Genomic DNA, 24,654 nt, shown 5'->3' with positions numbered 1-24,654 from the left:
ACGCTGTAGAAACCTTAGATGTTACTGAAAAAAACATAACACGCCTGAGCGAGGAAATCCAAGGAAAATGAACGTATTTATTTTAACAATTTCAATGGTAGAACTCTATGAAATGAAAAGAAATTTAGGGGACAGCCGGGGCCGGAAGCCGGTGTTTGGCGGCCAATTCGAGCGTATTGCGAATAAATCCGGGGCTGGTGCCGCCGATGACCAGGCGCGCGTTCATTTGTGGGGTGACTTCTGAAAATGGCCGGATCGGTACGTTGAAAAGCTGGTCGACCCCTCCGAATAGACCGTCGTCCGGTTCGTAGATCGCCTCGACCTTCAATCCGGCATTGCGGGCGGCGCGAATCAAGCCGGGAATTTCCTTGCCGGCGCGCAGGAAGGCGATTTGCGTCGTACCGGCGGTATGCAATTCGTAAAAAGCCCGCGCGGTGTCGCGGTGCGGCAGGATGAAATCCAAGGCCCGCTCCGGCAAAGGATGCGGCTGGGCTTGTCCCCGCAGAATTTTTTCCGGCAAGGATTCCATGGCCCGCCGAAATCCGGTCTGCGCCTCGCGCTTCGCGGCAAAAACACTGTAGCGATATACGGTCCAGGCGATGAACGACACCGCTTCGTCCCAGGGATAGAACCGGGTCGCCAGATAGGCGTTGTTGGCGGTCAGCTTTTCGACCATGTAATCGTAGGAGGCTCGCGCCGCGGGCTCATGCCAGACGGCCGCGCCATCCAGGTATTCCACCCGCAGATCGGCGGCGAGCACCCGATAGGCCAGATCGTATTCCTCGACGTAGGTTTCGTATTCGTTCGGATACCCGCCCAGGTCCAGAAAGATGCGGCGCCGCATGGCCGCCCCGCAACCGATATGAACGTGCCGGCTGCCGCCTTCTTCCCAGACGCCGTTCGGCAGGCGGACCGGGCAGGCGGCGATGCCGAGCGATGGGTCGCGCAAGGCCGCGATCAGTTTTTCCAGCGTGCCGGGCGCCGGGCCGCTGTCGTCGTCGAGCAGGACGATAATGGGCGATTCGGCATGACGGACGCCGTCGTTGCGGCCGGCCGTGCCGTGGTTTTTCGATTGGGTGATCACCTTGACCTGAGGATAATCGGCGGCCAGCCGCTGGGGCGTGCCGTCGACGCTGGCGTTGTCGATCACGATGATTTCGACGGCGGGTCCGTCGGTCGCGGCGATGCGCGATAGCGTATCAAGCAGGCGCAGGGCCCGATCGCGGGTCGGAATGATCAAGGCGCAATCCGCCGCTCCCGACACGAACCGCATGCGCGTTCCTTTCCTGACTGCTTGAGTAAAAAATTAGCATGCCGGGGCGGTAAAAGCCAGAACCGCCGCGCCGCATTACCCGAGGCTGAACGAATTCGATTGGGCGACAACCCGGTTCCGGCCCAGCTTTTTGGCTTCATACAGGGCCAGGTCGGCGGATTCGATCATCAGGCTCGGTTCGGGGATTTGCCGGTCGAAGTCAGCGACGCCGAACGTCGCGGAAAGGGAGCAGGTCCGGCCGTCGGGAAGGTTGAACACTTCCTGGGCGAATTGTTCGCGAATGCGCTCCAGCACCAGTTGCGCGGAACCGGCATCGGTGTTCGGGAACAGGATGACGAATTCGTCGCCCCCGTAGCGGCCGGCAATGTCTTCCCGGCGGATTTGCAGCGAAATGATTTGCGCAAAACGCCGCAACACTTCGTCGCCGACGACGTGGCCGTAGGTATCGTTGATTTTTTTAAAATGATCGAGGTCACAGAGGCAGAGGCTGACGTCGTAACCGTAACGCAGCGAGCCGTTGAGCATTTCGGCCAGCCGGGAAATGAAATGCCGGCGATTGTACAGGCCGGTCAGCGGGTCGTGAATCGCCAGGAATTCCAGCTTGGACTGCGCCCGGTCTCTTTCCAGGATGATCCGGTTGATTTGCATCACCATCCACAAACCGATGACGAAGGTGAGCAAGGTGGCCAGGGCCTTGTTGCGGATCATGTCGCTTTCGTTGCGTAACACGCTGACCGAAGAAACCGTGGTCAGACTTTCGATTTCCGACAACATGTGGGTCAGGGCTTTCTGCAGCTCGTTCTTTTCGGCGGTCGCCAGCGCATAGCGCTTTTCGGTCTCCGGTCGGTCGTCGCGGTCGATGGCGTCGATCATCCTTCCGGCTTCCTGCTCGAATTGCAAATGCTTCTTTTCCAGGACGTTCAACAGGGTCAACAGGCGCGAGTGCCGGCGGCTGCCGCGGTAGCTTTCCACCGTCAGAATCGAGCGCTTCAGGCGATTGCGGCTGGAATTGACGGTAAAGCGGAAAGCCTTGCCGGACTGCTTCAAATCCTCGCGGAGCTGCGCCAGCAATTGATGCTCGTCGCCGGGAGTCAGGCTAAAGGAAAGGCCGTGCGCCTTTTCCAGCAGCAGCGACGATTCCAAGTTGGTGAGCGTGATCTGCGTGATCACCGTGGACATCGGCAGATCGTTGTCGGCGACGAGTTGGAACTCGGTTTTGATCTGCTCGATTTGATAGATGGAATAGATACCGTTCACCAGGACGAGCAAGGCGATGGAAGTCACCATGATGAATATTTTCGTCCGGCTGGGAATCTCGCGCAGCATTTCAATCTCCAGGCAGTGGACGAATCAAAGTTCCGCGGTTTTTTCCTGACGCGCCAGCCGCCGTTTGACGATTTTCCAGGAGTCGGTGGTCAAAAAGCTCTCGTCGAGATTGGCGGCCATCTCCCGCAGAAGAGCGGCCGGGATCGTGTAGCTCAGGACTTCCGGCGGAACGGTCGGCCGGGCGGAGATGTCGAACATTCCCAAGACCGCTCGCGGATGCGGCCGCGCGGCTTCGGCGATTGGCCAGGCGACCAGATGGCCGCAGCCGGAGGCGAAGTGAACCGCCGTATTCGATTCGTTCTCGGGATTGGCGAAATCGGCCAGGATGACCAGGGCCGATAGAATGTCGGGCGGCACCAGAAAAATCACCGCCAGGGGTTCCGTTCCGGCGGGAATTTGCTCGAGCGGCTGAAAGATGCAATAGGGCGCCGGTGCGGCGAAGGACGGCATTCCGTCCAGGCGAACGCGGGCCAGTTCGGGCGTTTTGATGTACCGCTCGCCTTCCATTTTGCCTGCGATGCCGCAGGAAAGGAAATAATGCAGGTCGGGTCGCTCGGACATCTTCCGATAGCCCAGATACAAACCCGCGCCGGGACAACCATGATTGGCAAGGTCGAAGGCGGCGGCGCAATTTTTACGGGCGGCGCGGTAAACCAGCGAGACGATGCATTTGCCGCGGCCGATACCTTCGTAACCGAGAGCGTCCGCCGGTTTCTCGGCGGCATAGTAGAGGGCGAGCGGTTTCAACGGCAGCAGCAGTTCGTCTTGAAAACGACGGGATATTTCAGCCCAGTGGGTCATGGCCGGATCCTTTACGGTATTTTTGCGCAGTATAGCAGAATTGTATCGGAGCACACCTGGGTTATCGCCACCGGGTGACCGATTCGCAGGGGTGTTGGGGCCGGTTCGCGTCCGGAAGAATTTTACAGACGCCGACTCACTTCTTTGACGATGCCGAGAACCAGACATCGTCTTTCCAACGGCTGCGGCGGGTATTCCGGGTTGTCGAAGGATAGCAGGCGTTTTCCGCCGGCCAGCGGTTGAAAGCGGCCGACCAGCGTCTGGTCGCGGTTCTGCACGTACAGGACCTGTCCGGCCTGAGACGGCGAGTCTGGAATGACCAGCAGGAAAGAACCGGGCTGAATGAACGGCATCATGCGCTGATAATCGTCGGGAACGGTCAGGATGAAGCCGTGGGAATCGGCCGATTGGAGAAGCCGCGGTATTTCGGTTTGCCGATTCGATGAGGCGGAGTCGTTGCGCGAAGGGACGTGCCAGGGGCGTAAGGCGGGTTTGGTTGGCGAATCGGCGGAAGGCGGTTTGCCGAATAAAAGCCAATCGGCGCTGACCCCGGTGGCGCGACAAATCCGTAAGATACTGGTGGCGGTCAAATTGGCGTCGCGCCGGTTGAACCAGGCGCGGATCGCCGCATCCTTCAGTCCGGTCAACCGGGCGAATTGCGCAATGTGACCGTTGGCGAAACGATCAATTAATTCGGTGATTCGCGATAAAATGTTTTCCATGATTCCGTTCAATTAATTAATAAATATTAATTGGGTATATTTTGCTTGACAAAATCGTACTATAGTACGATAATAAGTCAACGTCCTTTTCTTTATTGTCAGGCGAAAAATCGCCATTTGTCGGAAATGTCGCGGCCGCAGGTGCGGAAATGCGCCTCTTTCGGCCCATCTCGACAGTTTTGGATTCCCTCGCTTGGGAGGAGACAGTTGTTTTTGGCCAGGCCGGCCGCGAGCAAAGAATTTCTCAGTCTGATCGAGTTTCAATCGAAATTTCAACGAAAAGTGAATTTTCGCCCAAACAAATTCGCGGAATTGGGATATCAGCCGTATCGCATTGATATTCAGGACGTTCGATCCATTCATCGTCAGCATTGTGCGCCGTCCGAATTTGTATCCGATTTGACGATTGTAACTTACACAAGGTCACCCGTTTGAGCAAGCGGTGTGTAAAAAGCGACGATTTTTCTGAAAGAAACGAATGATTGGGCGGTTCACTGAATCGTGAAAGGAGGCGGTTTTGACGACTGATTCGTTTTTACCAAAGAAGATTGCCCTGCCAACCTCCGAAATCGCGTTTCTAATCGAGGTCTTGACGGCAATGGTCAACAGCGAGGCTTTGGATCAGACGGTAAAAAGCAAAGCGCAAGGGTTGTTGTCGGTTTTGAAAATTTCGCTGTTTACCCGGTCGGGGGAGGGGAATTAATCAATAAAGGGGACTCGGAGTCATGAATCGCGGCAAGATTTTGGAATACCTGTTGCGACAAAGCGGATATTGCGGTTCGGGATGGCCGAACAAAACGGCGGCGTTGGGCGGTCGGGTCGATCACCGGGGTAATCACCGGAACGATCAGGCGGAGAGCGAGGGACTCGGCCTGGTGGCGATTGGTCAGGTATTGGAGGGGGCGCTGTTGCCGCTCGAACGCCAGGCTTATGTTGGTTTCCTCCTCGCTCGCAAAGGGGAGGAAATATCAACAATGCAGCACATTCTGACCTGCAGTCGGGCGACCGCTTATCGGCAAGTGCGGCAAATCGAATGGCGATTGCGCGAGGAATTCCGCAAGCGCGGAATATTTTTCTAATGTTGATAAATTAAATTGACAAGGTGAGACAAACATGATATAAAAAAGGTAACCTCGAAGTGGTCGATGCGACCGAATATCCAATATCACTAATGCGTTGATCGGCAAAAACCGGGTACGCCGGGTGCTCAGGCGTTCGCGCGATAGGCGGAATAGAATGGAGATATCCGGACCGGAGGATTTGGCGCCGATCCTGATCGAAACGCTGGAACGCTTGAAAAACGGCGAAATCCAAGCGCCGGCAGCCAATGCGATCGGCTACCTGGTCAGTCATTTGTTGAAAGTCTACGAATACAATTGGCAGAAAGCCGGAAAGCAAACCGCGCCGATTATCAATATTCCGGCCGCATTGCTGCCGACCGACGGGAAAACCAACACCGGTGCCGGTTGATCGGAAACGGCCCTGGAGCGGAGAGACGATGATTCGATATCACTATTTATCCGGCGATTTGTTGCACGACCGCGATTTCGGACTCTGGGGGCGGATCGTCGAAATCGAAGGCGAGCGGGTACGGGTGCGCTGGCAGGACGGCACGAGCGATTGGCTGATCCCGGATCGCAAAACAAAATTGTTCGCCGCTTACGAGGCGCTGCTGAACGATCTTACCGTCAATTAGGAGCCAAAACGATGAACATCGAACCGTTGATCGGCACCGTCGTGAAAAAATACCTCCCGCTTTTCGATGGCGAACGGGACAAAGCCGCCAAGGATCCGTCCTATCCGTCGCTCATCTTTCATCTGCGGCCCTTGACCGAAGGCGAAGCGGAAAAATACGACGAATTCAAAACCCGCTACGATCCCGCCACGGGACAGGTTACCGTTGACGCCAACCCGACGATCGACGCGGCGATCTTCGGCGCCCACGTGCTGAAAATCGAAAACCTCTGGGTCGGGCAAAAAGCCGTGAAAAACGGCGCGGATTATTTGGCGGTCCGCGATCAACTGCCGTTGCGGTTCCGCGGGCTTTACCGGGAAATCCTGAACGCGGTACGCGAAATCAGCCTGCTCAACGAGGGCGAAATAAAAAACTGATTTTCGCCGCGCGATTTTTCCAGGATAAAAAGTCGCGCGGAATTTCCTGCCGCCAATGCAACACAAAGCTGCGCGAACTGCGCAATTGCAACGGCGAAGGCAAACGGCCGTACCGCGACACTTTCGGCGGCCAGATCGTGAACCGCTGCCCCTGGCGGCTCATCGAACGCGAAACGATTCTGGCGATCAAGCATTACCGGCGCTATCGCGAACACAGTTTACTGCCGCGGGCGGGCGGCACCCTCGACCAGGACGCGCGTCTCCTGCAGGCGTTCGATTTATTGGACGCGGAACTTTCGGTCAACCAGACGGCCGAAGACGAACACTGACGCAGGGCCGGCGCGAAAACCGATCAACAGATCCACGGCGGAATGAATGGGAACTCATGCTATTCGATGGATATCGACCGCATCCGCACCAATTGCGTTTTCACCGCGAGAGTCGGCGTTTTGCGGCGCTGGCCGCCGGAGTGCGCGGCGGCAAGACCTACGCGGCGGCGCGGGAATTCATCAAACGGGTATATCTGGATCGCCTGCGGAAAAACGGGCGATTGCACTATTGGTGCGCGGCGCCGACCTATGCGATCGGCAAGGTCCAGACGTATGAACTTTTCGACGTGCTCGGCGGCCTGGGCGGAACGCCGGTCAGCGAGTATCACGCCGGCGACCGTGAACTGTGGCTCAAGGGCGATATCCTGATCGAATTCAAAACCACCGAGCGCCCCGAGGCTTTGGTCGCGGCCGGCCTGGACGGGCTTTGGCTCGACGAGGCGGCGCGCGCCAAGGAAGAGGCTTGGCTGGGCGGTTTGCGGCACCGGCTGATCGACCGTCGGGGCTGGGCCGTCTTTTCGACGACGCCGCTCGGCCACAACTGGTTTTATCGCTACATCGTGCAAAAAGCCTGGACCGGCGAGCCGGATTTCAGCGTTCATTCCTGGCGCACGCTGGACAACCTGCTGATTCCCGGCTTGGCGCAGGAAGTGGCGCAGGCGGCGCGGGAACTGCCCGAGATTTACTTCCGCCGCGAATACGAGGCGAGCTTCGACGCGTTCGTCGGCCAGATCTACGGCGAATTTGATCCGGCCTTGCACATCGTGGACCGGGAACCGGACGAGGCGGTCGAGACGCGTTACGGCGTGGATTGGGGTTTTCGCCATCCGGGCGCGATTCTCTGCCTGCAACGCGACGCCTTGGGAAGTTGGATGGTCGTCGAGGAAGTCGTCGCCCGGCAGGTGTTGATCGCGTCGCCCGGCGAGACGAGCTGGGCGAAGTGGGCGCGGGAACTGACGGCGCGGCGAGGCGCGGGCACTTTTTACTGCGACCCCTCGGCGCCGGCGTACATCCGCCATTTTCGCCAGGCGGGATTGCCGGCCCGGGCCGCGAACAACGATCTGGCGGGCGGTATTCAAACGGTCGCCAAGGCGCTGCACTCGATTGCCGGCCGGCCGGGTCTGGTCGTCCATCGCCGCTGCCGGACGGTCATCGAGGAATTGCTCAACTATCGGTGGGATCCCGACGCGGACGGCGAAACTCCGCTAAAGGAAAACGATCACACCTGCGACGCCCTGCGGTACGCCTTGCACGTGACCGCGCACCGGCCGGCGTTTTGGTGAGCGGCAGGGGCCGGGCCACGGAGCGACGACGGAAACAATCAACATTTTTTGGAGGTGTTCGATGGGTGACGACCCGAAAACGGTGGACTACGGCCCCGGGCCGGTGCGATTGCCGGAACTGCTGGAACAGTACCCGGAATTGCAGGAACAGATCGAGAACATCGTCATTCGGCGCCTGGCGCGCGACCGCAAGACCCGCGGCGAGGCGGAATCGCGAATGACGGCGCTCGAACAGGAACTGGCGGCGGCGCGGGAGCGGCAGCAGGCCGCCGATGTGAACCGGTCCGAATTGGACGGACTGCGCCAGGAAAACGCCCGCTTGGCGGCGGACGTCGGCAGCTGGAAAAACCGGTACGCCAAAACGTTGGCCACGCGGCAGATCGCCGAGCGATTGGACGCGGCGAACGTGGTGCGCGGCGCGCGCGATCTGCTGGTCGATTACCTGTTGTCGCGCGCCCAGCCGGTTGCCGGCGAGAACGACGAAATCAGTTTTCAATTCGACGGACAACCGCTGGCGGATGCGGTGACCGCGCTGCTGGCCGAACGGCCGGACATTCTTTCCGCGCCGGCCGGCGGCGGCACGGGCAGCGGCGGTTCGCCGCTCTCCGGCGACCAGACGGCGAATCCCCCGGTCAGTTACGCCCAGGTGGCCTTGGCCAAACGGCAGGGAAAACTGGCCGAGCGCATGGCCGATCCCGGTTTTGCCCGGCAAGCCCATCAGGCTTTGCTCGAGCACCTGGGCGCCGGACGCAATTCGCCGCTGGCGAAACAAAAGGAGCAATGACGAATGGCAAACGAACCGTTCACGATCGCGGAAGCGGAACTGTACATTCCCGAGTTGTGGTCGCCGACGCTGCTGGACGCGGTGAAATGCAAGCTGGTGATGGCGGATCTCACCGTCGATCGCAGCGCCCAGTTGCAAGGCGGCGACCGGTTGAAGATCCCGCGCCTCGGCGCCATGGCGGCCAATCCCAAGCAGCCGAAACAAAATGTCACGCTGCAGCAGCCGGCCGGTGATGCGGTGTCGCTGGAAATCGACCAACACGTCGAAGCCTCGATTCTGGTCGAGGACGCGGCCGCCGCGGTGACCAAATACAACCTGATCGACGAGTTCATCCGCGTCGAGGGCGCGGCGGCGATCGCCAAGAAATTCGACGCCGATCTGCTGACCCTTTACAGCGAAGCCCAGGGGGCGGTGCAGGCGGGCGGCCACACCGGCGACGACCTGAAAGCCGACCTGTTGCGGATGCTGCGGCAGCTCAACGAGGCCGACGCGCCGGAGGAAGAGCGCTTCTTCGTGATTCACCCGGCGACCCTGGAACGGCTGCTGGCGTTGGATCCGGTGATCAGCCGTGATTACAACCCGATGGCCGACGGCATCGTTTCGGGCCAGCTCAACATGCTGCTCGGGGCGAAGATCTTCGTGACGACCAACGTGCCGGCCACGGTCGACAGCGGCGTGACCACGTACCACAACCTGTACTTCCAGAAAAACGCGTTCACCTACGCGGTGGCCCTGGGGCCGCGCGTCCAGTTCGCCTACTTGCAGGACAAGCTCGGCACGCTGGCCACGGCGGACATGGCGTACGGCGTGGCCGCGCAACGGCCGTCCTTCGCCGTCGAATTTTCGATCAGCGAATAGCGGACGGGTCGGCGGCGGCAACGGCCTGACCGCTGTCGCCGGAAAATATTTCGTCGGGGGAGGGCATGGATACGGTTTGGGTTGTCAACGCGCGCGGCCGCCGGACGCAAGTGCCGGCGGGCTGGTGGCGCGAGCGGCGGCCGGCGCTGTTACGCAAAGGCTGGCAAGAAAGCCGCGACGCCGCGAACCGGCTTTTCCGGCCCGCGGGAAGAAATCGGATTCTTCCCGCTCCCCCGGCGCCTGTTTTGACGGCGGTGACGGACGCATTGCGCGAAATCAAGCCGCTGCTTGCTCATGTCATGCCCTGGCCGCTGTCGGTCGGCGGGGCGCAACGAATGATTCACGAATGGTGCGGGCATTGCGGCCACCATTGGCGGACGGTGGTGATCGCACCGGGCGGCGAGCGCGTGTTTGCGTTCCCCGGCGCAGAGGTGTTCGCGGATGCTTCGGCCGGCCAGGCGGCGGATTTGCTGCGGCGATTGGCGCCGGAGGTGGTCGTTCATCACGGCCCGCAATTCGAGTACGGCCGGTACGTTCCCGTGAGCGGCGTGCTTTTTTGGGTGATCCACGGCGAATACGTTTTGCGGTCACTGCGGCCGGCGTGGGGCGAGCCGGTGGCGGTGTTCGCCAATTCGCCTTCGCGGGCGACCCACGATAGCTGGCCGGCGCTACGCATCCTGCCGCTTGGAGTCGATCTGCAACGGTTCCGGCCGGGCGTCGTCCGGCAAGAGCCGCCGCTGGTCGCCGGGGTGATCGGCCGGCTCAGCATGGAAAAATTACCGCTTGGTTTTCTGACGGCGTTGAAAGGTTGGGCGCCTGGCGCCTGGCGGTTGCGGTTTATCGGAAAGGGGCGCTGGAACCCATGGGTTGAAAGGGTGCGCCGGGAGATCGGGTCGCTGCCGTTCGTCGAATTTCAAGGCGATGTATCGCCGGCGGACATGCCCGGCGAATATCGGCGATTGGACGCCGTTCTGGTGCCCAGTGAGGAGGAAACGGGCAGTTACGCGCTGGTGGAAGCCATGGCGTCGGGTTTGCCGGTCGTGGCGCGGGCGGTCGGCGGGATCCCGTTCACGAGCGACGGCGCGGCGATTCTCGGGCGGACCGACTGGCAATTGCTCGACGCCTTGCGTTCGTTGGATTCGGCGGCGGCACGGGAGTTTTGGGGGCGACGGGCGCGGGAAATGGCGGTGCGACGGCATGACGGCGCGTGGCATGCCGAGGCGCAACACGCGGCGTTCGCGGCCGCTTTGCCGCCTTGGATTTCCATTGTCTGCCCGGTGCGCGATACCCCGGCGGACTACCTGCGGCAGATGTGGGAGTCGGTGCGCCGGCAGACGATGGTTCGTTGGGAGCTGATTCTCGTGGACGACGGCAGTCGGAACGAGGCCACGTTGAGCGTGCTGGCGGAAATCGCCGGCGATCCCCGTGCGCGGTTGATTCGCTTTCCGATGCCGCGTGGCATCTCGGCGGCGCTCAACGCCGGCATCGAAATCGGACGCGCGGCATGGATCGCCCGCATGGACGGCGACGACGTGATGACGGCCGACCGCTTGGAGCGGCAGTGGGTGTATCTCGCCGACCATCCCGAAGTGGATGTGCTGGGCGGGCAACTGGTGCATTGGGACGGGCGTTCGTTCGGCGATGCGACGGCGCATCCGCCGGTGATCGACGACGAAACGGTGCGGCGCGGCAATTGGTTCCTCAATCATCCGACGGTTTTGATTCGCAAAGAAAAATGGCGCGAGGTCGGCGGTTACGATACCAGCCTGCCGGTCGCGGAGGATTTGGACCTCTGGCTGCGCCTGTGGCGAGCCGGCGCGACGATGCGCAATCTGCGCGAGGTTGTGTTGTGGTATCGGACTCATCCGGGGCAAGCGACCCGCCGGGGAAACGTCGGCGATTGGGTCAAGCGGATACGTGACCGGTGGAACGGCGAATGCGCCAGAGCGGAGAACCGAGCATGAACGATGCGACTCCGGCCGGGATGTTCCCGGCCGATGCGAGCGCCGATCCGAAGGCCTGGGGCCAACGCGCGGCGCAGGTGCTGGGCGAACGGCTGCGGAACCTGGAATTGGGAACGATTCGCGCCCAGGTTCTGGAAGTTAAAAGCCTGTTTCCGGCGGGTTCGGGCGGGAGCGCTCCGGCGGGCGGACAAGCCCAGGCGACAGCGCCCAATTGGCCCGGCGCGGTGTCCGGCGTGATGCCGGTCGGCGACACCGACTGGCAGGAAGTGGAACGCAACTATCGGCGGGCGAGCGAGTTGACCGAACAGTTGACCGGCCAGTGGCTGGCGCTGCGCAACGTCATCCAGGCCGGCGTCGGCGGCGCCATTTCGACGATCGGCGACGGGATCGCCGGCCAGTTGGTCGACGGCACCTACGACTGGGAGCGCGCCTGGAAGAACGTCTTGAAGCAGGTCATTTCGGTCACCGCCCAGATGCTGATCATCCAGGGCATCAACGCCGCGATCATGGCGATGACCTCGGGGGCGGGAGCGGGCGCCGGCAGCCTGCTGAAGGGGATGCCGTTCATTTTCCACGGCGGCGGAACGGTCGCGGGGGAGCGCCATCATGCCGGGGAACTGAAATCGGACGAAATCCCGGCGATTTTGCAGACCGGTGAATTCGTGCTGCGGCGGGAAGTCGTGCGTCGTCTGGGCGCGACATCGCTTTACGAACTGAATCGAACGGGCGAACTGCCGGCGCCGGGCAACACCTTCCAGATTCAAATCAACGTGGAAGGCGCGGCCGAACGCAACCCGCGAGCGCTGGCCGAATCCATCGCCGAGCCGCTGATCGAAATCCTGCGGCGCGAGGAAGCGCGCAATCGGCGGATTTTTTAAGCCGCGGGCCGTCGAGAGACGGCGAATCGGAAGGGGTGAAAGATGTCGGAGGAAAGGCCAAGCCTGGTTCATGCCCTGCGCGAACAATTCCAAGCCGTGCTGGCCGGGATTCAGCCGCCGGTTTATCGGTCGGCGGTCCAGGTCGTTTATCCACACCTCGTTTGGCCGGAGACCGCGAAAAGTTTTCCGGCCGTGTGCTTTGAATTGCGCGAGAGCCGCGCCTTGCCTGAAAAGTCGGCGATGGGACGCGAGGAACGCGAGTTCGTTTACCGCCTGATCGCCTATGCCCGCGATTCGTGGCGCGCCTCGGCCCTGGAACAGACGGAGAATCTGGCGACGGATGTCGAGCGGGCGCTCGCCGCCGGTTTTTCCGCCGCCCGCGCCGCGCTGGCGCAGACCGTCCGGGCCGACCTGGTGGAATGGCGCGGGCCGGATTGGCAACGGTTGGAAACCAACTGGCGCAAGCCGTATGGCGTGGCGCTGGGGCTGGTCACGGCGCGCGTTCGTTACGATCACGGCGACTCGTAGGAGGATGTTGAAAAAGCCTTCCTGGACTTTTTCAACAGCGGAAAGCGAAAAGCGCGGTTTCCGCTTTCCTTCGTTTTTCGCGGGGTTGCGGCAACCCAGCTTTAAAACGGCGCCTCCTCCATGAGGCGCGCAGGGTGTTTTTCAACACCCTGCTAGACGACTTCCCATCCATTGAAGCGAAAACAGTTTCGCGCGGCCGCCATTCTGGCGGTCGGGCGAAGGAGGCCCTTCATGTCCGGTCAAAAGCTGATCGAATCGGTCCATCCGACCTATCGGGTCATGGCGGCGCGGTGGCAGCGGTGGCGGGCGGCGTATTTCGGCGGCGAGGATTACGTGCGGCAGACTCTGGAATCGCACCGCCTGGAAAACAACCGCGATTTCACCAGGCGCCTGGCGCGCGCCACGTTGCTCAATTATCTGCGGCCGATCTGCGATACCTATGCCAATTATCTGTTCCGCTCCCGTTGGACCCTGCGCCTGCCGGCCCGACTCGAGTTTTTGCAGACCGATGCCGACCATCGCGGCACGGGATTGCTCGACTTCTTCCGCGCCATGACGCCGCTCAGCGCCGCGCTCGGTTTCGTGCTGATCGGCGTGGACGAACCGGCGGTCACCGGCGATGACGAGCCGCGCAACTGGGCCGAGCGGCAGGCGATGGGAATGCGGCCGTACCTGTACTACATCGATCCGCTCGATTTGCGCGACTGGGAAACCGATGCCGACGGCTATCTGACCATGGCGCTGGTGCGCGAACGGGTCAGCCGCCGCCGGTTCGAGGGAGCAGAGATCGCCGACCGTGGCGGTGTGCTGTATCGCCTCTGGACGCCGGCATCCTGCCTGTTGTTCGACGGCAAGGGACAGGCGTGCGGCGAAACGCCCAATCGGGCCGGCCTCGTGCCGATTCTGCCGCTGAAATTCCGCGATGCGGGCGAACCGCTCACCGGCGAGGGGCTGGGGCAGGATCTCGAACCCATTCAAGCGTACATCCTAAACCTGTCTTCCCTGCTTTCCGAAATTTTCTACCGCCAGACGTTTTCGCAATTGGTCGCGGAGGGCAGCGCGGAGGAATACGCCGAGAACGGCGATATCGCGCACCTCGGCACGGCCAGCATCTTTTTGTATCCGGAAGGCCGCGCGGCGCCGCGGTACATCAGCCCGGACGCCACGCAGGCCCAGTTGCTGATGGAGCAGATCGACCGGGCGATCGACGAAATCTACCGGCTGGCGAACCTGTCGCGCGGCTCGGTCCGCGAAGGCCGCCTGCAGTCGGGCATCAGCAAGGCGTTCGATTTTCTCGACACCAATCAGGCCCTGTCGGACGTCGCGCGCAACGCCGCGAGCGCCATGCTCAAGACCTGCCGCCTGGCGGCACGGTGGTTGGGCGATGAGTCGCTCGCGGCGGAATGTCGCCTCGAACCGCCGCTCGATTTCGGAGTGGTGGATCTGGACGCCGACGTGTCGCGCCTGCGTCAGTTGGTGGAAGCGGGCGCCGGTAAAAACCTGGTGCAAACGATCGAGGAGCGGATCGCGCGGACTGTCGGGGCGGCCTCGTAACGCGACGCGAAACGTGGGATTCGCGTCACACGAAAGGAAGGCGAAATGAACTGCATCTTGGGCGCCAAGGAGCAAAACGCCTGGATCGACGCGGCGGAAGCGACGCGGCTGTTGGCCGGCACGCAACGCGCGGCGCTCTGGGCCGAGTTGTCCGGGGCCGAACAGGAACAAGCGATTCTGGACGTCACGCCGGACGTTCAAACCCTGACGTGGCGGGGCAAGGCGATTTTCGAGGATCAGCCCTGGGCCCTGCCCACCGATCAACTGGGCGGCATATTTTCCGTCACCGCCGAACGCGGCAGCACCGAAAACGTCCTGCCCCTGGCCGCGGCGGCTTCCTTGCTGACAACCGACATGGCTGGCGGGGCGGCGCACTTGATCGGTCCGACCGACGACGAAGAGTATCGCGGGGCCGCCGCGATTCTCGCCTTTGACCGGTCGGCGAGCCGGTTGCGGTTGGGCAAGGGATTTCGGACCCCGCTGGCGGGAAAAAGTCTGTTGTTGTTGGCGCCGCTGCCGATCGCGGTTCGCCGCGCTCTGGCGTTTCAGGCCGTGGATCGCGGCGCGGTTCGCCGGCACCGCGACCTGGCCGACGCCGTCCATCGCGGGGTCGAGAGTTTCGGCGAGGGGATTGCGGCCCGCGATCGGGCCGGGCGGATGCTGTGGAGCGTCGACGCTTATTGGCTGGTTGCGCCCTACCTTGAGCGCGGGCTGCGGATCGAGCGCGGTTGAACGAACCAATCAGACCGACCATTTCAGAGGAGAAAGCGAAATGTCCGATTACAGCCTTGGCTATCGGCAAAGAATGTTCGCCGTCGCGGAAACGGGCGGCTACGGCGCGGCGTGCCCGCCGACGGCCGGCGCGTTTCAGGCCCGCGAAGCCGTGATCAATCTGAGCGAAGAACGACGGGTTCGCCGCGACCGGAAGAATCATCGCAGCGTTGGCGAGCGTCTGCGCGGCAAACGGGAAGTCAAATGGTCGATTACCTTGGCGGATGCGCCGGTCTCAGCGGCTGCCGGCAGCCGGTCGTCGGCTTCCTCGGAACTGGATCCGCTGTACGGCGCGACTTTCGAAATCCGGACCACGCCGGCGGCCACGGTCTTAGCCGGTGGCGAACAAAACGCGACGGCGCCCACGACGTCCGGTTGCGACGTGGCGTTGGCGAGTGGCAGTTACGGTTCGTTTTCCCCGGGAAGCCTGATTGGCATCGAAACGGCCGACGGACGCCAGGCGGTGGTGATCTCCGAGGTGCAATCGTTCGCCACGGATCATCGTGTTCGCCTTTCCTGGGAGCCGGCGTTGCCGGCCGCGCCCGCGGCGGGAACCCGGCTGGAACCGTCGCAGTGCTACTTTTTGCTGACGAACCCGCAGGGCAGCGTCACGCTGCATCGGGCGCTGGATCGCCACGGCGAATGCGTGTCGGGCGCGATTCCGAACAGTTGGACCTTTACGGCGTCGGCGGGCGAGGAGGCGTTGATCGAAGTGGCCGGCCTGGGCCAGGATCTGGCGCGGTTCGGTCCGCTGGCGTTGTCCCGGGATGTCGGTGCCGACGCGACTATTTTTCCCGTGGAGGAATTGCACGCCGCGATCTTGAAAAACGGCGCGGCGTTTTATCAGGTCGCCCCGCAGAGTCTGTCGCCGGAAATCGTCACGGTCGTCGGGACCACTCCGGGCGAAGGCGAGGAAGACCCCGGCCTGTCGGTCATCCGCGGCGTCGCGTCAACGACGGCGAAGGATTATCCAGCCGGCACCGCATTGACCCCTTATTACCCCGACCTGACGACGTGCTGCGCGGCGATCGCCGGGATTTTCGGCCAGGTCCGGTTGAACGACCGCGTGTTTGAGGTGACCCGCGCCAAGATCGCGTTGACCGAAAACGTCAAACTGCGCAACGAAAGTTTCGGTTCGGCCGTCGCCACCGGCTACCTGTATCCGACCGATCGCGAAGTGAAAGTGGAATTGGACGGCTTTTTGAAAACCGGCGAAGCGCCGTGGGCCGCCGCGGCCCGGCAGGAATCGGTCGGCATTCTTTTGCAAATCGGCACGGAGGGCGGCCGGATCCACGCGTTCTACCTGCCCCGGGTCGAATTGGACGTGCCGGGAATCGAGGCGCCGGCGGATGCCGAGATCCCGCTTTCGCTGGCCGGAACGGCTTTGACGTTGAACGAAGCCGGACCGAATTACGAGCTGTTCCACGCGTATCTGTAATCCCGCCACTCGAGTGAAAGGAGCGGTTTCGTGGAAACCAATGGATGGGTGCTGACGCGCGGTTATCGAACAACCGCCGAACCGGCCTGGGTCGATCCGTTCTTGCACGTGACCGACGGCCCCGAGTCCAATGTCGTGCGGGACGTTCAGGTCTGGCGCCTGATGACCGGCGAATATCTGGCCGCCTACCTGACCGACGTTCACGTGGTTCTCATCAACCTGACGGCGAATCGGCGGCTTGGCTATGCCTTTTCTCCGAACGCCGGCGGCTTTCATCAAACGACGGAATTGAACGGCTACCTGTATCTCGCCGACGAAGGCCGGGGAGTGTACCGCCTGAATTGGCGGACGATGCAGGAGAACAGTACGCCGTCGGACTGGGAGCCGTTTCTGTCGCTGACGACGCAGCCGGCTTTGCTGGCCGATGAAGTGACCGGTATCTACGGCTTCAACGGCGACGGTCTGGCCGGAGATGGCGGCGAACATGCGGGGTTCCTGGCGGTCTGTTCCCGCGTCAGCGGGCGGCCGGGTATTTACCAGGCGGAAATCGTCGATCTGGAAACCGGCATTTCGCATCGGGCGGCGCCCTGGTGGCGGCATCTGTCGCCGCGGAAAGTGTCCGGTCTGGGTTCGCGGCTGTATTTTGTTTGCGGCAACACGGTCGCCGTCAAATACGACGGGACCGAACTGTCCGCGGGTAAAAACGGCTGGCTCGCCGATGCCACGGTCTGCGGTACCGTGTCCGAGGATTTCGCCGACGGCGAACTGTCCGCGGGATGGCTGCTGGACGATCGCCACGGCGCGTCCGCCTGCCGGATTTACGAATTGCAGATGCAAACCGCCGCCGAGGAAGACGGCACTCCCGGCTATGTGTTTCTACGCCGCAACGCGCTCATCGCCGGGGAGTTGACGGCCTACGTTTCGCTCGAAACCGCCTGGCCGGTCGACGCGAACGATCACGTCGGCCAGGTGTCGCTGCAGATTCATTTTCCGCACGGCGACGAGCAGGTGATCGCCCTGCAACGGCGGCGCGAAATGGTGAACGGCGTCGTGACGGACCGGTTGTCGGCGCTGCAAAACGGCGTGGAAATCGGTTCGATCGACTTTCCGATTGATCGTTATTGGCTGCGGTTCGATCGCACCATGGAACCGGCGGCCGAAACGTCGTCGTTGCGGCTCTCCGGCGGCGGCTTCGGTTACGGCGCGGGACAGACGGTGGCGACCCTCGACGGCTTGCCGGCCGGCCCTCTTGCCTTGAACCTCTATGTCCGCAACGACAGTCCGGCGGTCATGGATTGCCGGTTTCATGTTTTGGACGATCATCAGGAATTCAACACGGCCTATCGGGGGATGCCCCGATCGAATATCACCGCCTTGGCGTTGGCAACTACGGCGACGGAAGACGCGACCGTGGTGTTCGCCGGTTTTCGCTCGGGCCTGTGGGCGTGCCAGACCGATGAAAGCCGGCCCGGCCTCGGCGAGAGCAACGGCCGGTGCCGCGGCGGCTATGCGGCGAATCAGGCGAATTTCAATGTGCTGCCCGGCGGGGTGAACGCCGTCGACGCCTTGTCCTGCACGGCCTTGGCGGGCCTTCGTCAGGACACTTACGGTATCGAGGAGATCGCGGGGTACGGCCGCGTGGCGGTCGGGACGGCCGCCGGTCTGACCGAGATTGATTTGACGAACGATTCGGTGGCGTTTTCGGCCGATCCGGGCACGGTGCAGCCGCTGGTCGATCCGCGCGTGCAAAGTTTGTCGTCGGCGAACGGCTATGCCTACGGCACGCCCGACGGCGGCGGCTTCGTCAATCCGGACGAGGAAGCGCCGGATGATACCGAGGTCTATTTTCAGGAATTCGGCCAACGGATCCTGCTCGGCTGGCGGTTGCCGACCAATTCCGATTACCTGGGCAGCCGGCTTTATCAGGCCGCCAAAATCGGCTCGGACAATAATACCGAGGAATGGCTCGTCTTGCGCCGCGATGGTTTCGGCGGTGCCGGCAAGGAAGTTTTGTTCGGCGCCAATCACGCGTTTTTCGACGAGACGCTCGAAGCGTACGGGTGCTACCTCTACAAGGTTACCCACCTGGATCAGATGGGCCATGAATCGGCCGGGACGGTGATCACCGCCTATGTCGACGAACCGGTCATCAGCAGCGTGATCGTGAATAACGGCGAGCCGGCGGTTTATCGCCGGGGCATCGAACTGGCGATCATCGGCAATTCCGGGCCGGCATCCGGCGCGGCAACCGGGCAAATCGGCTGGATCAAGATACGGGAAATCGGCCACGACCAGCATACCGCGCCGCTGATCCGCTACGAGGACGACAAGATTTATCCGTTCGTTCTCTCGCCGGGACAGGCGGGTCAGTTCGTGACGCGCGCCCTAGAGGTGGTGCCGTATTCGCATGGGCTGATCCAGGGCCGGCCGTATCAATTGCTCGTCCGGTTCCAGGACTGCGATACGCCGGAAACGGCGGACGTCATGACGCCCACGGCGTCCTTCGTGCTGGCCTACGAATTCAGCGGCGACACGGCCGCGGTCAGCGATGTCGGGGGGCAGACGGATTATCCGGCGGCCAATGTGCTGGACCCGCGATTGGGCGTCAAATGGCGGTCCGCGCAAACCGGCTTCGCCTCGCTCACCTTGGACTTCGGCCGCTTCGTGCCGCTGCGGTATCTGGCCTTGCTGGGGCACAATTTCGATTCCTTCGCGCGATCGTCCGGCGAATTGCGGTTGAACCTGATTTGCACGGAATCGGCGAACGGCGTCGAATCGGTCGGCCGGTACAACCTGACGCGATTGGCCGGTCAGCCGACGCTCGTGGCCGATCTGGCGGGAAAAAACGTCAGCCGGCTGACGCTGGAAATGAGCTTCGGCCCGGAAGGGTTCGGCAGCTGCCCGGCGTTTTTCCAGCTCGGTCGCCTGCTGGCGATCGGTGAGGGCGCGGGGTTCGTGCAACCGGCCTACAACTTCGCCGCCGACTTTTCCTGGGGCGTCAAGGAATATGCCCGCCTGTTCGCCGCACCCGGCGCGCGCTACGCCGCCAATCCGGTCTACGTGCGCACCGCCGAAATCCGGCTCGAGGATTTCCGTCCCGACCAGCGCGAACCGCTGCTGCAGGCTTTCCGGCAGGCCGGCCGGCACGATCCGGTGTTCGTTTTGTTGAAGCCGGAACAAGTGCAATCGGTGGAGGCGCTGTCGTCGAGCGAAGCGGCGCCGACCGAGGATTGCCTGGCCGTGTACGGCTATTTCGGCGACGAGCAGCAAAATTGGCGCATGCGCGGCGATGATTACGGCACGACGGTGCTGCGCATCGAGGAGGCCGGAGAATGAAACCTTCGGACGAGGCGAATCATGACTGAACCGCGACCGCCGGCGTTGATCAAAATCGGGCCGTTCGTCTACGAGGTCCGGTTGTCGGCCAACCTCGACGGCTATCTCGGCCGGGCCGACCACGACCAGGGCCGGATCGAACTGGATACCGGCCAGGGTTTTTGCTGTCTGGCGGCGACCTTGCTGCACGAGGTGCTGCACGGCATTTGGAACGCCGCCGGCGAAACGGATTTGCACGACGACGATGCGGTTGTCGACCGCACCGCCAATCTGTTGCTGGCGACCCTGCTCGAATCGCCGGATTTGCTGGAATACCTGGCGGCGGTTCGGGCGAGGTCGCGCGCGGCCGGGCGATCCGCGCCGGTTTCGACCGGGGCGGCGAAAAGGAGGGTCAGGCATGGCATGGCGGCCGTTGCTCTTTGACGTGGAGGCCGAGCCCGCGGAACCGGCGTTGCTGCCTGGGGAGCAATGGGCGCGGCTGGCCGGCGCCGACATCACGGAGGTCTCGCGGGAACGCTTCCTGGTGAAGCTGGGTTTTCATTACCCGGCCACGGCCTGGCGTCGTTTCGCCGTGGGGCCGTCGTCGGTGTTCATCCGACAGGGGCCGGCGGCAAGCGATGCCGGCGTTTACGAATGCCGGATTGTCACGCAGGCGATGATTCGCGAATCGGTGGGCGATCGGGTGCAGCCCTCGGTGGTGCTGCCCGATTTCAGTTTCGAAATCGCCCGTCATCATCTGGGCCGGCAACAAGTCGAGGAACTGCTCGTTTTGTTGCACGCGAATTTGACCGGGGGCGAATCCTTCCGGCCCGTCGAGGTCTGGCTGTATCGCACGACGAGCGACACCCTCGACGAGGACTCGCTGCTTTTCCGGGGCCAGGTGCTGCAGGACGGCGTCGAGATCACCGCCGAGGTCTTCCGTTTTCGGGCGACAACCTACCTGGCGCGGCACGATCGTCTCGTGCCGTTTCGTTCCTTCGATCAGGCGACGGACGAACACGAGCAGGATTTGCTCGATCCCAACCTGCTCGGCGAACCCGTGCCGATTCTTTACGGCGATTGGAGCGACCGGCCCAGCTACTTTGCCTTGCCCGCGGCGGTGGTGGATCGCCGGGTCGCCATGGACGCCGGCAACCGATTGTTGGGCTGCCGGTTGGCCGATCCCGGCATCGGCGGGCAACTCGGGCTGCTTGGCGAGGTGGCCCAGTGGCAGGCTCCCGGCGGCATTTTGCGCGGTTCGCCGGCCTGGCGGGGAAAATTCCCGACCAAGGCGGAAACGGCCAACGGTCAGCCGAACGGCGCGTTTGCGCTCCTGCGGTCGAACGGCGAGGCGGACCCGGAAAACAACCATTGGGAGCGCGGCGATCAGGTTTTCGTGATCCGGGCGCGGGGCAATCTGGACGCGGCGGACGGCTATCTGCTCGAGGACCCTGTCGATCTGGTCCGCGACCTGTTGGTCCGTTACGGCGGGGTGGCCGCGGAGCAAATCGGCACGAGCTTTTCCCAGGTCACGACGCCGTTTCGCTTTCGCGCTTTCCTGGATCGTCGCCGCCGGTTGATCACCGATTGGATCGCCGACCTGTGTCGTGATGCAGGCCTGGTTCTGGCGGTGCGCGGCGATTGTTTTGAAATCGCGCCGTACAAATTGTTTGCCTGGGAAGACCCCGACAGCGAAACGGTGGCGGATTTGGACAGCCTGGTCGTGCAGGATTCGCAACGGCATCGCCTCGATCCGCCGAACTGGCGTTATGACGGCGTGGAACTGCGGTACCGCCGCAATCCCCGGACCGCCCGCTACGAACGCTGTCTGCGGCGCGGCAAAACGGGGATCGGCGCGGCGGTGCTGCAAATCGAAAGCGATTGGATCTGGCGCGAGATCGACGCGCTGGAGATTGCCGACCGCTATCTGGCGCTCGTCGAAAAACCCGCGGTGCTCCTCGAAGTCCGCTTGCCGATCGTCGGGCTTTCGCTGTTGCCGAACATGCGCGTGAGCTGGCAGGGCGACGGCTTTTCGCGATCGCTGTTTTACCTTCTGCAAAGCCAGCGCGATTTCGAGAGCGGCGCGGTCACGTTGCAGCTCGTCCGGCGCCAACTCGATTTTCACGGCGGCGTCTGGGCGACCAAAACGCTGCCGGACTTCGACGAAACGCTTCCCGAGGAAACCAAAATCGCTTACGGCTGGTGGTGTTCGCCTTACGACGGCGGCCGGATCAGCGACTACAGCCGGTGGAGGACGCAAACATGAGTTCGACTCCGTATCGGGACGGCGAGGGCTTGAGCTGGCAGGCCGATCCGGCGGCGGTCGCCAAACCGACTTACGCGTATTTGCACAACCGGTTGCTGAACGCGGCATCGTTTTTAAAAAACACCCGGAGTTCGATCCTGCCGGGCAACTGCACACGCGGCTTTGCGACAGCCGTCGCGGAGGGGGGCGCCTGTTTCTGGTTGTTGCTGCCGTTCGAGCCTGGTTCGTCGCACCGCATCGTGGACCCGCGTGATTATGAGGGGATTTTATCGCCCTTGTTTTGCGCTTCCGGATTTATCGGGCGGATCGTGTCGATTCATTGCTGGGCGCTGTTCAAAGGCGATATCTATTCGTACTTGCCGGGAATGGAGGACGACCACCTGAGCGGCGCGCCGGGAGTGGCGCACCTCTATTTGCCGCCCGACGGACCGGCCGAGCAGGTTAGCCGCGGCTGTTCCTTCGCGGACGGGCGGTTTGTTTTCACGTTTTCCGTCGGCAAGGCGGACGGCGGCGGCCTTTGGGCCGCCTTTGCCGACAACACGACCGATGCCGATGATTTGCTAGCCGCGGCGGTCAAATTTCTCGTCGAGTGCGGGCCGGTGTTCGCGCCGCCTTCTTTCTAAGTGGGTCGATTGGAGTTTAGCGAAAGCAGGTGAATCAACCATGGAATACGTCGATTACGAAGGCCAGCGGTTGCGCGAGACCGAGGTGGCGGTCGGGCAGGGGATCCGGCTCCAACATCTGAGCGCCTTGGCCGACAATTGCCACTTCCTGCGAAATGTCAAAGCCGCCAGCCTGCCCGGCAATTGGATTCATCCGTGCCTCACCGAAATGGTCCACCACAGCGGCGCGGTGTTCTGGACCTGGCAGGCGTTCGGCACGAGCGTCGGTACGCGCGTGCTGGTGGATCGGCGCGATTACGCGGGCGCGCTTGCCGCCGATTTCGGCGAGCGCGGATTTTTCGCCTGTATGGTGCGGGTCAAATTGTGGTGCCGCGCGCTGGCGAACGGCCAGAATTATCCGCCGTTCATGCCCGGCGGCGCGAACGACCACGAGGTCGGCTCCCCTGGGTTCACTCCCGCCGAGGGATTCGTCTACATCGGGGACGGTTCGTCGGATCACGAGTTGTCCAGCCGGCACGTCATTGTCCTCGCCGCGCAGGGGTGCGATTTCATTTTTCACGTGCCGCGCAACGGTGATTATCGCGGCAGTCTGTTGTTGGATTTCCGCAAAAACGCCAACGACGGCGCGGTGGCGGTCATCCGCGTGGAAAGCTCGCCGCGCTTGCCGACCGAATTGTCCCTCTGACGCCTCCCGGCGCGATACGGAAAGGGTTTGCGCATGACGCTCTATTACGATCGGAACGGTTGCCGCTTTTTTTCGGGAACGGTCGGCAGCGGGGCGCCGGTGCGGGCGCGGCATTACAATCGGCAATACCTGACGGCCCGGTTGCTGCAGTCCAGCAAGGCGGTTTCGCTTCCCGGCGCCTATCAAGCCGAACGGCTGCCGCACGGAATTCATCCGGATAGCGGCACCGCGTTCGTCTCCTGGCTGTGCCTTTACCATGAGCAACCGGTTTTGTTGTTCGATCCGGACGATTACGTGGGCGCGGTGTCGGCGTCCTTTCAGGATTATGGGGTCAATGGACGGTTCGTGCGGATCGTCGTTTGGGATTATTGCGCGCCGGCGGCGGATATCGGCCGGTACGGACCGGGCGGGGCGAATGTGGCGCGGCTTTTCGACCGGTCGTCCGAGGCGACGTTTTACACTGGCGACGGCGGCGCGGCGCACAACCTGGATTTGTCGGTCGGCGTCTTTCAATACTCGTTTGCGCTGCTGAACGGCCGGTTGCGGGTGACGTTTCGCGATTCGGCCCATCAGCCGTCCTACCGCGCCTCGGCGATTTTTCACGTCGAATGCAGTCCGTTGTTTCCGTGGAAGGATCTGACGTGAAGCGGCGCAACGGGTAAGCGGGTTGCTTCTTGGGCGGTCGAAACCATCGCGCCGGGCGCGGGAAGGGGAGCGGATGGCGATGAAAGAGACGTTGTCGTCGCACGATCACAACGGGTTGTACGTGCGGAAGGCCGAATGCGGGTTGATGCGGGAGAACTTCGACCTGCAATTGCGGTCGATCAAGCGCCTGACGTGGTTCGTGCTGGGCTTTCAAGTGATGACGATCGGCGGCGCGGTCGTTAAATGGGTGTTTTCATGATAAAGTATGGAAATAACTGATCTACGCTCGCTCCGGACGCCGGTACGACGGCCCGTTTGCCGACCCGCCGAACGAATGAAAAGAACGGTTAAAAAACCCTTGTTTATACTTAGGCAATATGTCCCCTCAACTGTGCAGCAAAAATGTCCCCTTGGTTACGTAGAGTTCGGAGCCGAGGCCTGATAGACCCACGTCCAGTTGGTTGTTCCCTTTCGATTTTCCGTTTTGCATCGGGCTTTG

The 24,654-nt window shown here is 62.2% G+C and carries 26 protein-coding genes; 22 read left to right on the top strand and 4 right to left on the bottom strand.

Annotated elements, in window-relative coordinates:
* Positions 1–124 precede the first annotated feature (124 nt).
* The 4 genes from GX444_08325 to GX444_08310 form a co-directional block, all read right to left on the bottom strand.
* Positions 125–1,273, bottom strand: a complete 1,149-nt coding sequence (locus GX444_08325) for a glycosyltransferase (GenBank protein ID NLH48596.1) — start codon at positions 1,271–1,273, stop codon at positions 125–127.
* 75 nt (positions 1,274–1,348) lie between these two features.
* Positions 1,349–2,599 carry a diguanylate cyclase gene (locus tag GX444_08320; protein ID NLH48595.1) on the bottom strand — a complete coding sequence of 417 codons (1,251 nt, stop codon included), beginning with the start codon at positions 2,597–2,599 and terminating at the stop codon, positions 1,349–1,351.
* A 24-nt stretch (positions 2,600–2,623) separates the two neighbouring features.
* Positions 2,624–3,400 (bottom strand): DUF169 domain-containing protein, encoded by a 777-nt coding sequence (locus tag GX444_08315; protein ID NLH48594.1) that lies wholly within the window; start codon positions 3,398–3,400, stop codon positions 2,624–2,626.
* Positions 3,401–3,522: 122 nt separating this feature from the next.
* Complete coding sequence (locus GX444_08310) at positions 3,523–4,122, bottom strand: helix-turn-helix domain-containing protein (GenBank protein ID NLH48593.1); 600 nt, start codon at positions 4,120–4,122, stop codon at positions 3,523–3,525.
* A 517-nt stretch (positions 4,123–4,639) separates the two neighbouring features.
* Between GX444_08310 and GX444_08305 the strand changes: the two genes are divergently transcribed.
* The 22 genes from GX444_08305 (at position 4,640) to GX444_08200 (ending at position 24,414) form a co-directional block, all read left to right on the top strand.
* Complete coding sequence (locus GX444_08305) at positions 4,640–4,825, top strand: hypothetical protein (protein NLH48592.1); 186 nt, start codon at positions 4,640–4,642, stop codon at positions 4,823–4,825.
* Between the two features lie 22 nt (positions 4,826–4,847).
* Positions 4,848–5,201 (top strand): hypothetical protein, encoded by a 354-nt coding sequence (locus GX444_08300; GenBank protein NLH48591.1) that lies wholly within the window; start codon positions 4,848–4,850, stop codon positions 5,199–5,201.
* Positions 5,202–5,358: 157 nt separating this feature from the next.
* Positions 5,359–5,592, top strand: coding sequence for a hypothetical protein (locus GX444_08295; GenBank protein NLH48590.1), 234 nt, complete (start codon positions 5,359–5,361; stop codon positions 5,590–5,592).
* Positions 5,593–5,620: 28 nt separating this feature from the next.
* Positions 5,621–5,818 (top strand): hypothetical protein, encoded by a 198-nt coding sequence (locus GX444_08290; GenBank protein ID NLH48589.1) that lies wholly within the window; start codon positions 5,621–5,623, stop codon positions 5,816–5,818.
* Positions 5,819–5,829: 11 nt separating this feature from the next.
* Positions 5,830–6,234: a hypothetical protein gene (locus GX444_08285; GenBank protein ID NLH48588.1), complete on the top strand. Its 405-nt coding sequence runs from the start codon at positions 5,830–5,832 to the stop codon at positions 6,232–6,234.
* Positions 6,235–6,371: 137 nt separating this feature from the next.
* Positions 6,372–6,563: a hypothetical protein gene (locus tag GX444_08280; protein NLH48587.1), complete on the top strand. Its 192-nt coding sequence runs from the start codon at positions 6,372–6,374 to the stop codon at positions 6,561–6,563.
* 56 nt (positions 6,564–6,619) lie between these two features.
* The gene (locus tag GX444_08275; protein ID NLH48586.1) at positions 6,620–7,846 is read left to right on the top strand and encodes a hypothetical protein; all 1,227 of its coding nucleotides are present in this window, start codon (positions 6,620–6,622) and stop codon (positions 7,844–7,846) included.
* Between the two features lie 61 nt (positions 7,847–7,907).
* Positions 7,908–8,630 (top strand): hypothetical protein, encoded by a 723-nt coding sequence (locus tag GX444_08270; protein NLH48585.1) that lies wholly within the window; start codon positions 7,908–7,910, stop codon positions 8,628–8,630.
* Positions 8,631–8,633: 3 nt separating this feature from the next.
* Positions 8,634–9,488 (top strand): hypothetical protein, encoded by an 855-nt coding sequence (locus GX444_08265; protein NLH48584.1) that lies wholly within the window; start codon positions 8,634–8,636, stop codon positions 9,486–9,488.
* Positions 9,489–9,553: 65 nt separating this feature from the next.
* The gene (locus tag GX444_08260) at positions 9,554–11,452 is read left to right on the top strand and encodes a glycosyltransferase (protein NLH48583.1); all 1,899 of its coding nucleotides are present in this window, start codon (positions 9,554–9,556) and stop codon (positions 11,450–11,452) included.
* Complete coding sequence (locus GX444_08255) at positions 11,449–12,330, top strand: hypothetical protein (protein ID NLH48582.1); 882 nt, start codon at positions 11,449–11,451, stop codon at positions 12,328–12,330. The genes GX444_08260 and GX444_08255 overlap by 4 nt, the downstream gene beginning before the upstream one ends.
* 42 nt (positions 12,331–12,372) lie before the next feature.
* Positions 12,373–12,858 carry a hypothetical protein gene (locus GX444_08250; protein ID NLH48581.1) on the top strand — a complete coding sequence of 162 codons (486 nt, stop codon included), beginning with the start codon at positions 12,373–12,375 and terminating at the stop codon, positions 12,856–12,858.
* A gap of 231 nt (positions 12,859–13,089) precedes the next feature.
* Positions 13,090–14,412, top strand: a complete 1,323-nt coding sequence (locus tag GX444_08245) for a hypothetical protein (protein NLH48580.1) — start codon at positions 13,090–13,092, stop codon at positions 14,410–14,412.
* A 45-nt stretch (positions 14,413–14,457) separates the two neighbouring features.
* A complete protein-coding gene (locus GX444_08240; GenBank protein NLH48579.1) occupies positions 14,458–15,144 on the top strand; it encodes a hypothetical protein in 687 nt (228 codons plus the stop codon).
* A 40-nt stretch (positions 15,145–15,184) separates the two neighbouring features.
* Positions 15,185–16,621 (top strand): hypothetical protein, encoded by a 1,437-nt coding sequence (locus GX444_08235; protein ID NLH48578.1) that lies wholly within the window; start codon positions 15,185–15,187, stop codon positions 16,619–16,621.
* Positions 16,622–16,651: 30 nt separating this feature from the next.
* Complete coding sequence (locus tag GX444_08230; GenBank protein NLH48577.1) at positions 16,652–19,957, top strand: hypothetical protein; 3,306 nt, start codon at positions 16,652–16,654, stop codon at positions 19,955–19,957.
* A gap of 21 nt (positions 19,958–19,978) precedes the next feature.
* Positions 19,979–20,380, top strand: coding sequence for a hypothetical protein (locus GX444_08225; protein ID NLH48576.1), 402 nt, complete (start codon positions 19,979–19,981; stop codon positions 20,378–20,380).
* The gene (locus GX444_08220) at positions 20,355–22,202 is read left to right on the top strand and encodes a hypothetical protein (protein NLH48575.1); all 1,848 of its coding nucleotides are present in this window, start codon (positions 20,355–20,357) and stop codon (positions 22,200–22,202) included. Before GX444_08225 ends, GX444_08220 begins: the two co-directional genes overlap by 26 nt.
* Positions 22,199–22,825, top strand: coding sequence for a hypothetical protein (locus GX444_08215; protein ID NLH48574.1), 627 nt, complete (start codon positions 22,199–22,201; stop codon positions 22,823–22,825). The genes GX444_08220 and GX444_08215 overlap by 4 nt, the downstream gene beginning before the upstream one ends.
* A gap of 40 nt (positions 22,826–22,865) precedes the next feature.
* Entirely contained in the window at positions 22,866–23,510 is a 645-nt protein-coding gene (locus GX444_08210; protein ID NLH48573.1) for a hypothetical protein, read from the top strand.
* A 33-nt stretch (positions 23,511–23,543) separates the two neighbouring features.
* Positions 23,544–24,155 carry a hypothetical protein gene (locus GX444_08205; protein ID NLH48572.1) on the top strand — a complete coding sequence of 204 codons (612 nt, stop codon included), beginning with the start codon at positions 23,544–23,546 and terminating at the stop codon, positions 24,153–24,155.
* Positions 24,156–24,234: 79 nt separating this feature from the next.
* Positions 24,235–24,414, top strand: a complete 180-nt coding sequence (locus GX444_08200; GenBank protein ID NLH48571.1) for a hypothetical protein — start codon at positions 24,235–24,237, stop codon at positions 24,412–24,414.
* The last annotated feature ends 240 nt before the right edge of the window (positions 24,415–24,654 follow it).

The organism is Myxococcales bacterium (genome assembly GCA_012517325.1).
Classification (GTDB): domain Bacteria; phylum Lernaellota; class Lernaellaia; order Lernaellales; family Lernaellaceae; genus JAAYVF01.
Note: the sequence above shows the minus strand (reverse complement) of the source record. Positions and strands in the feature narration are given on the sequence as shown.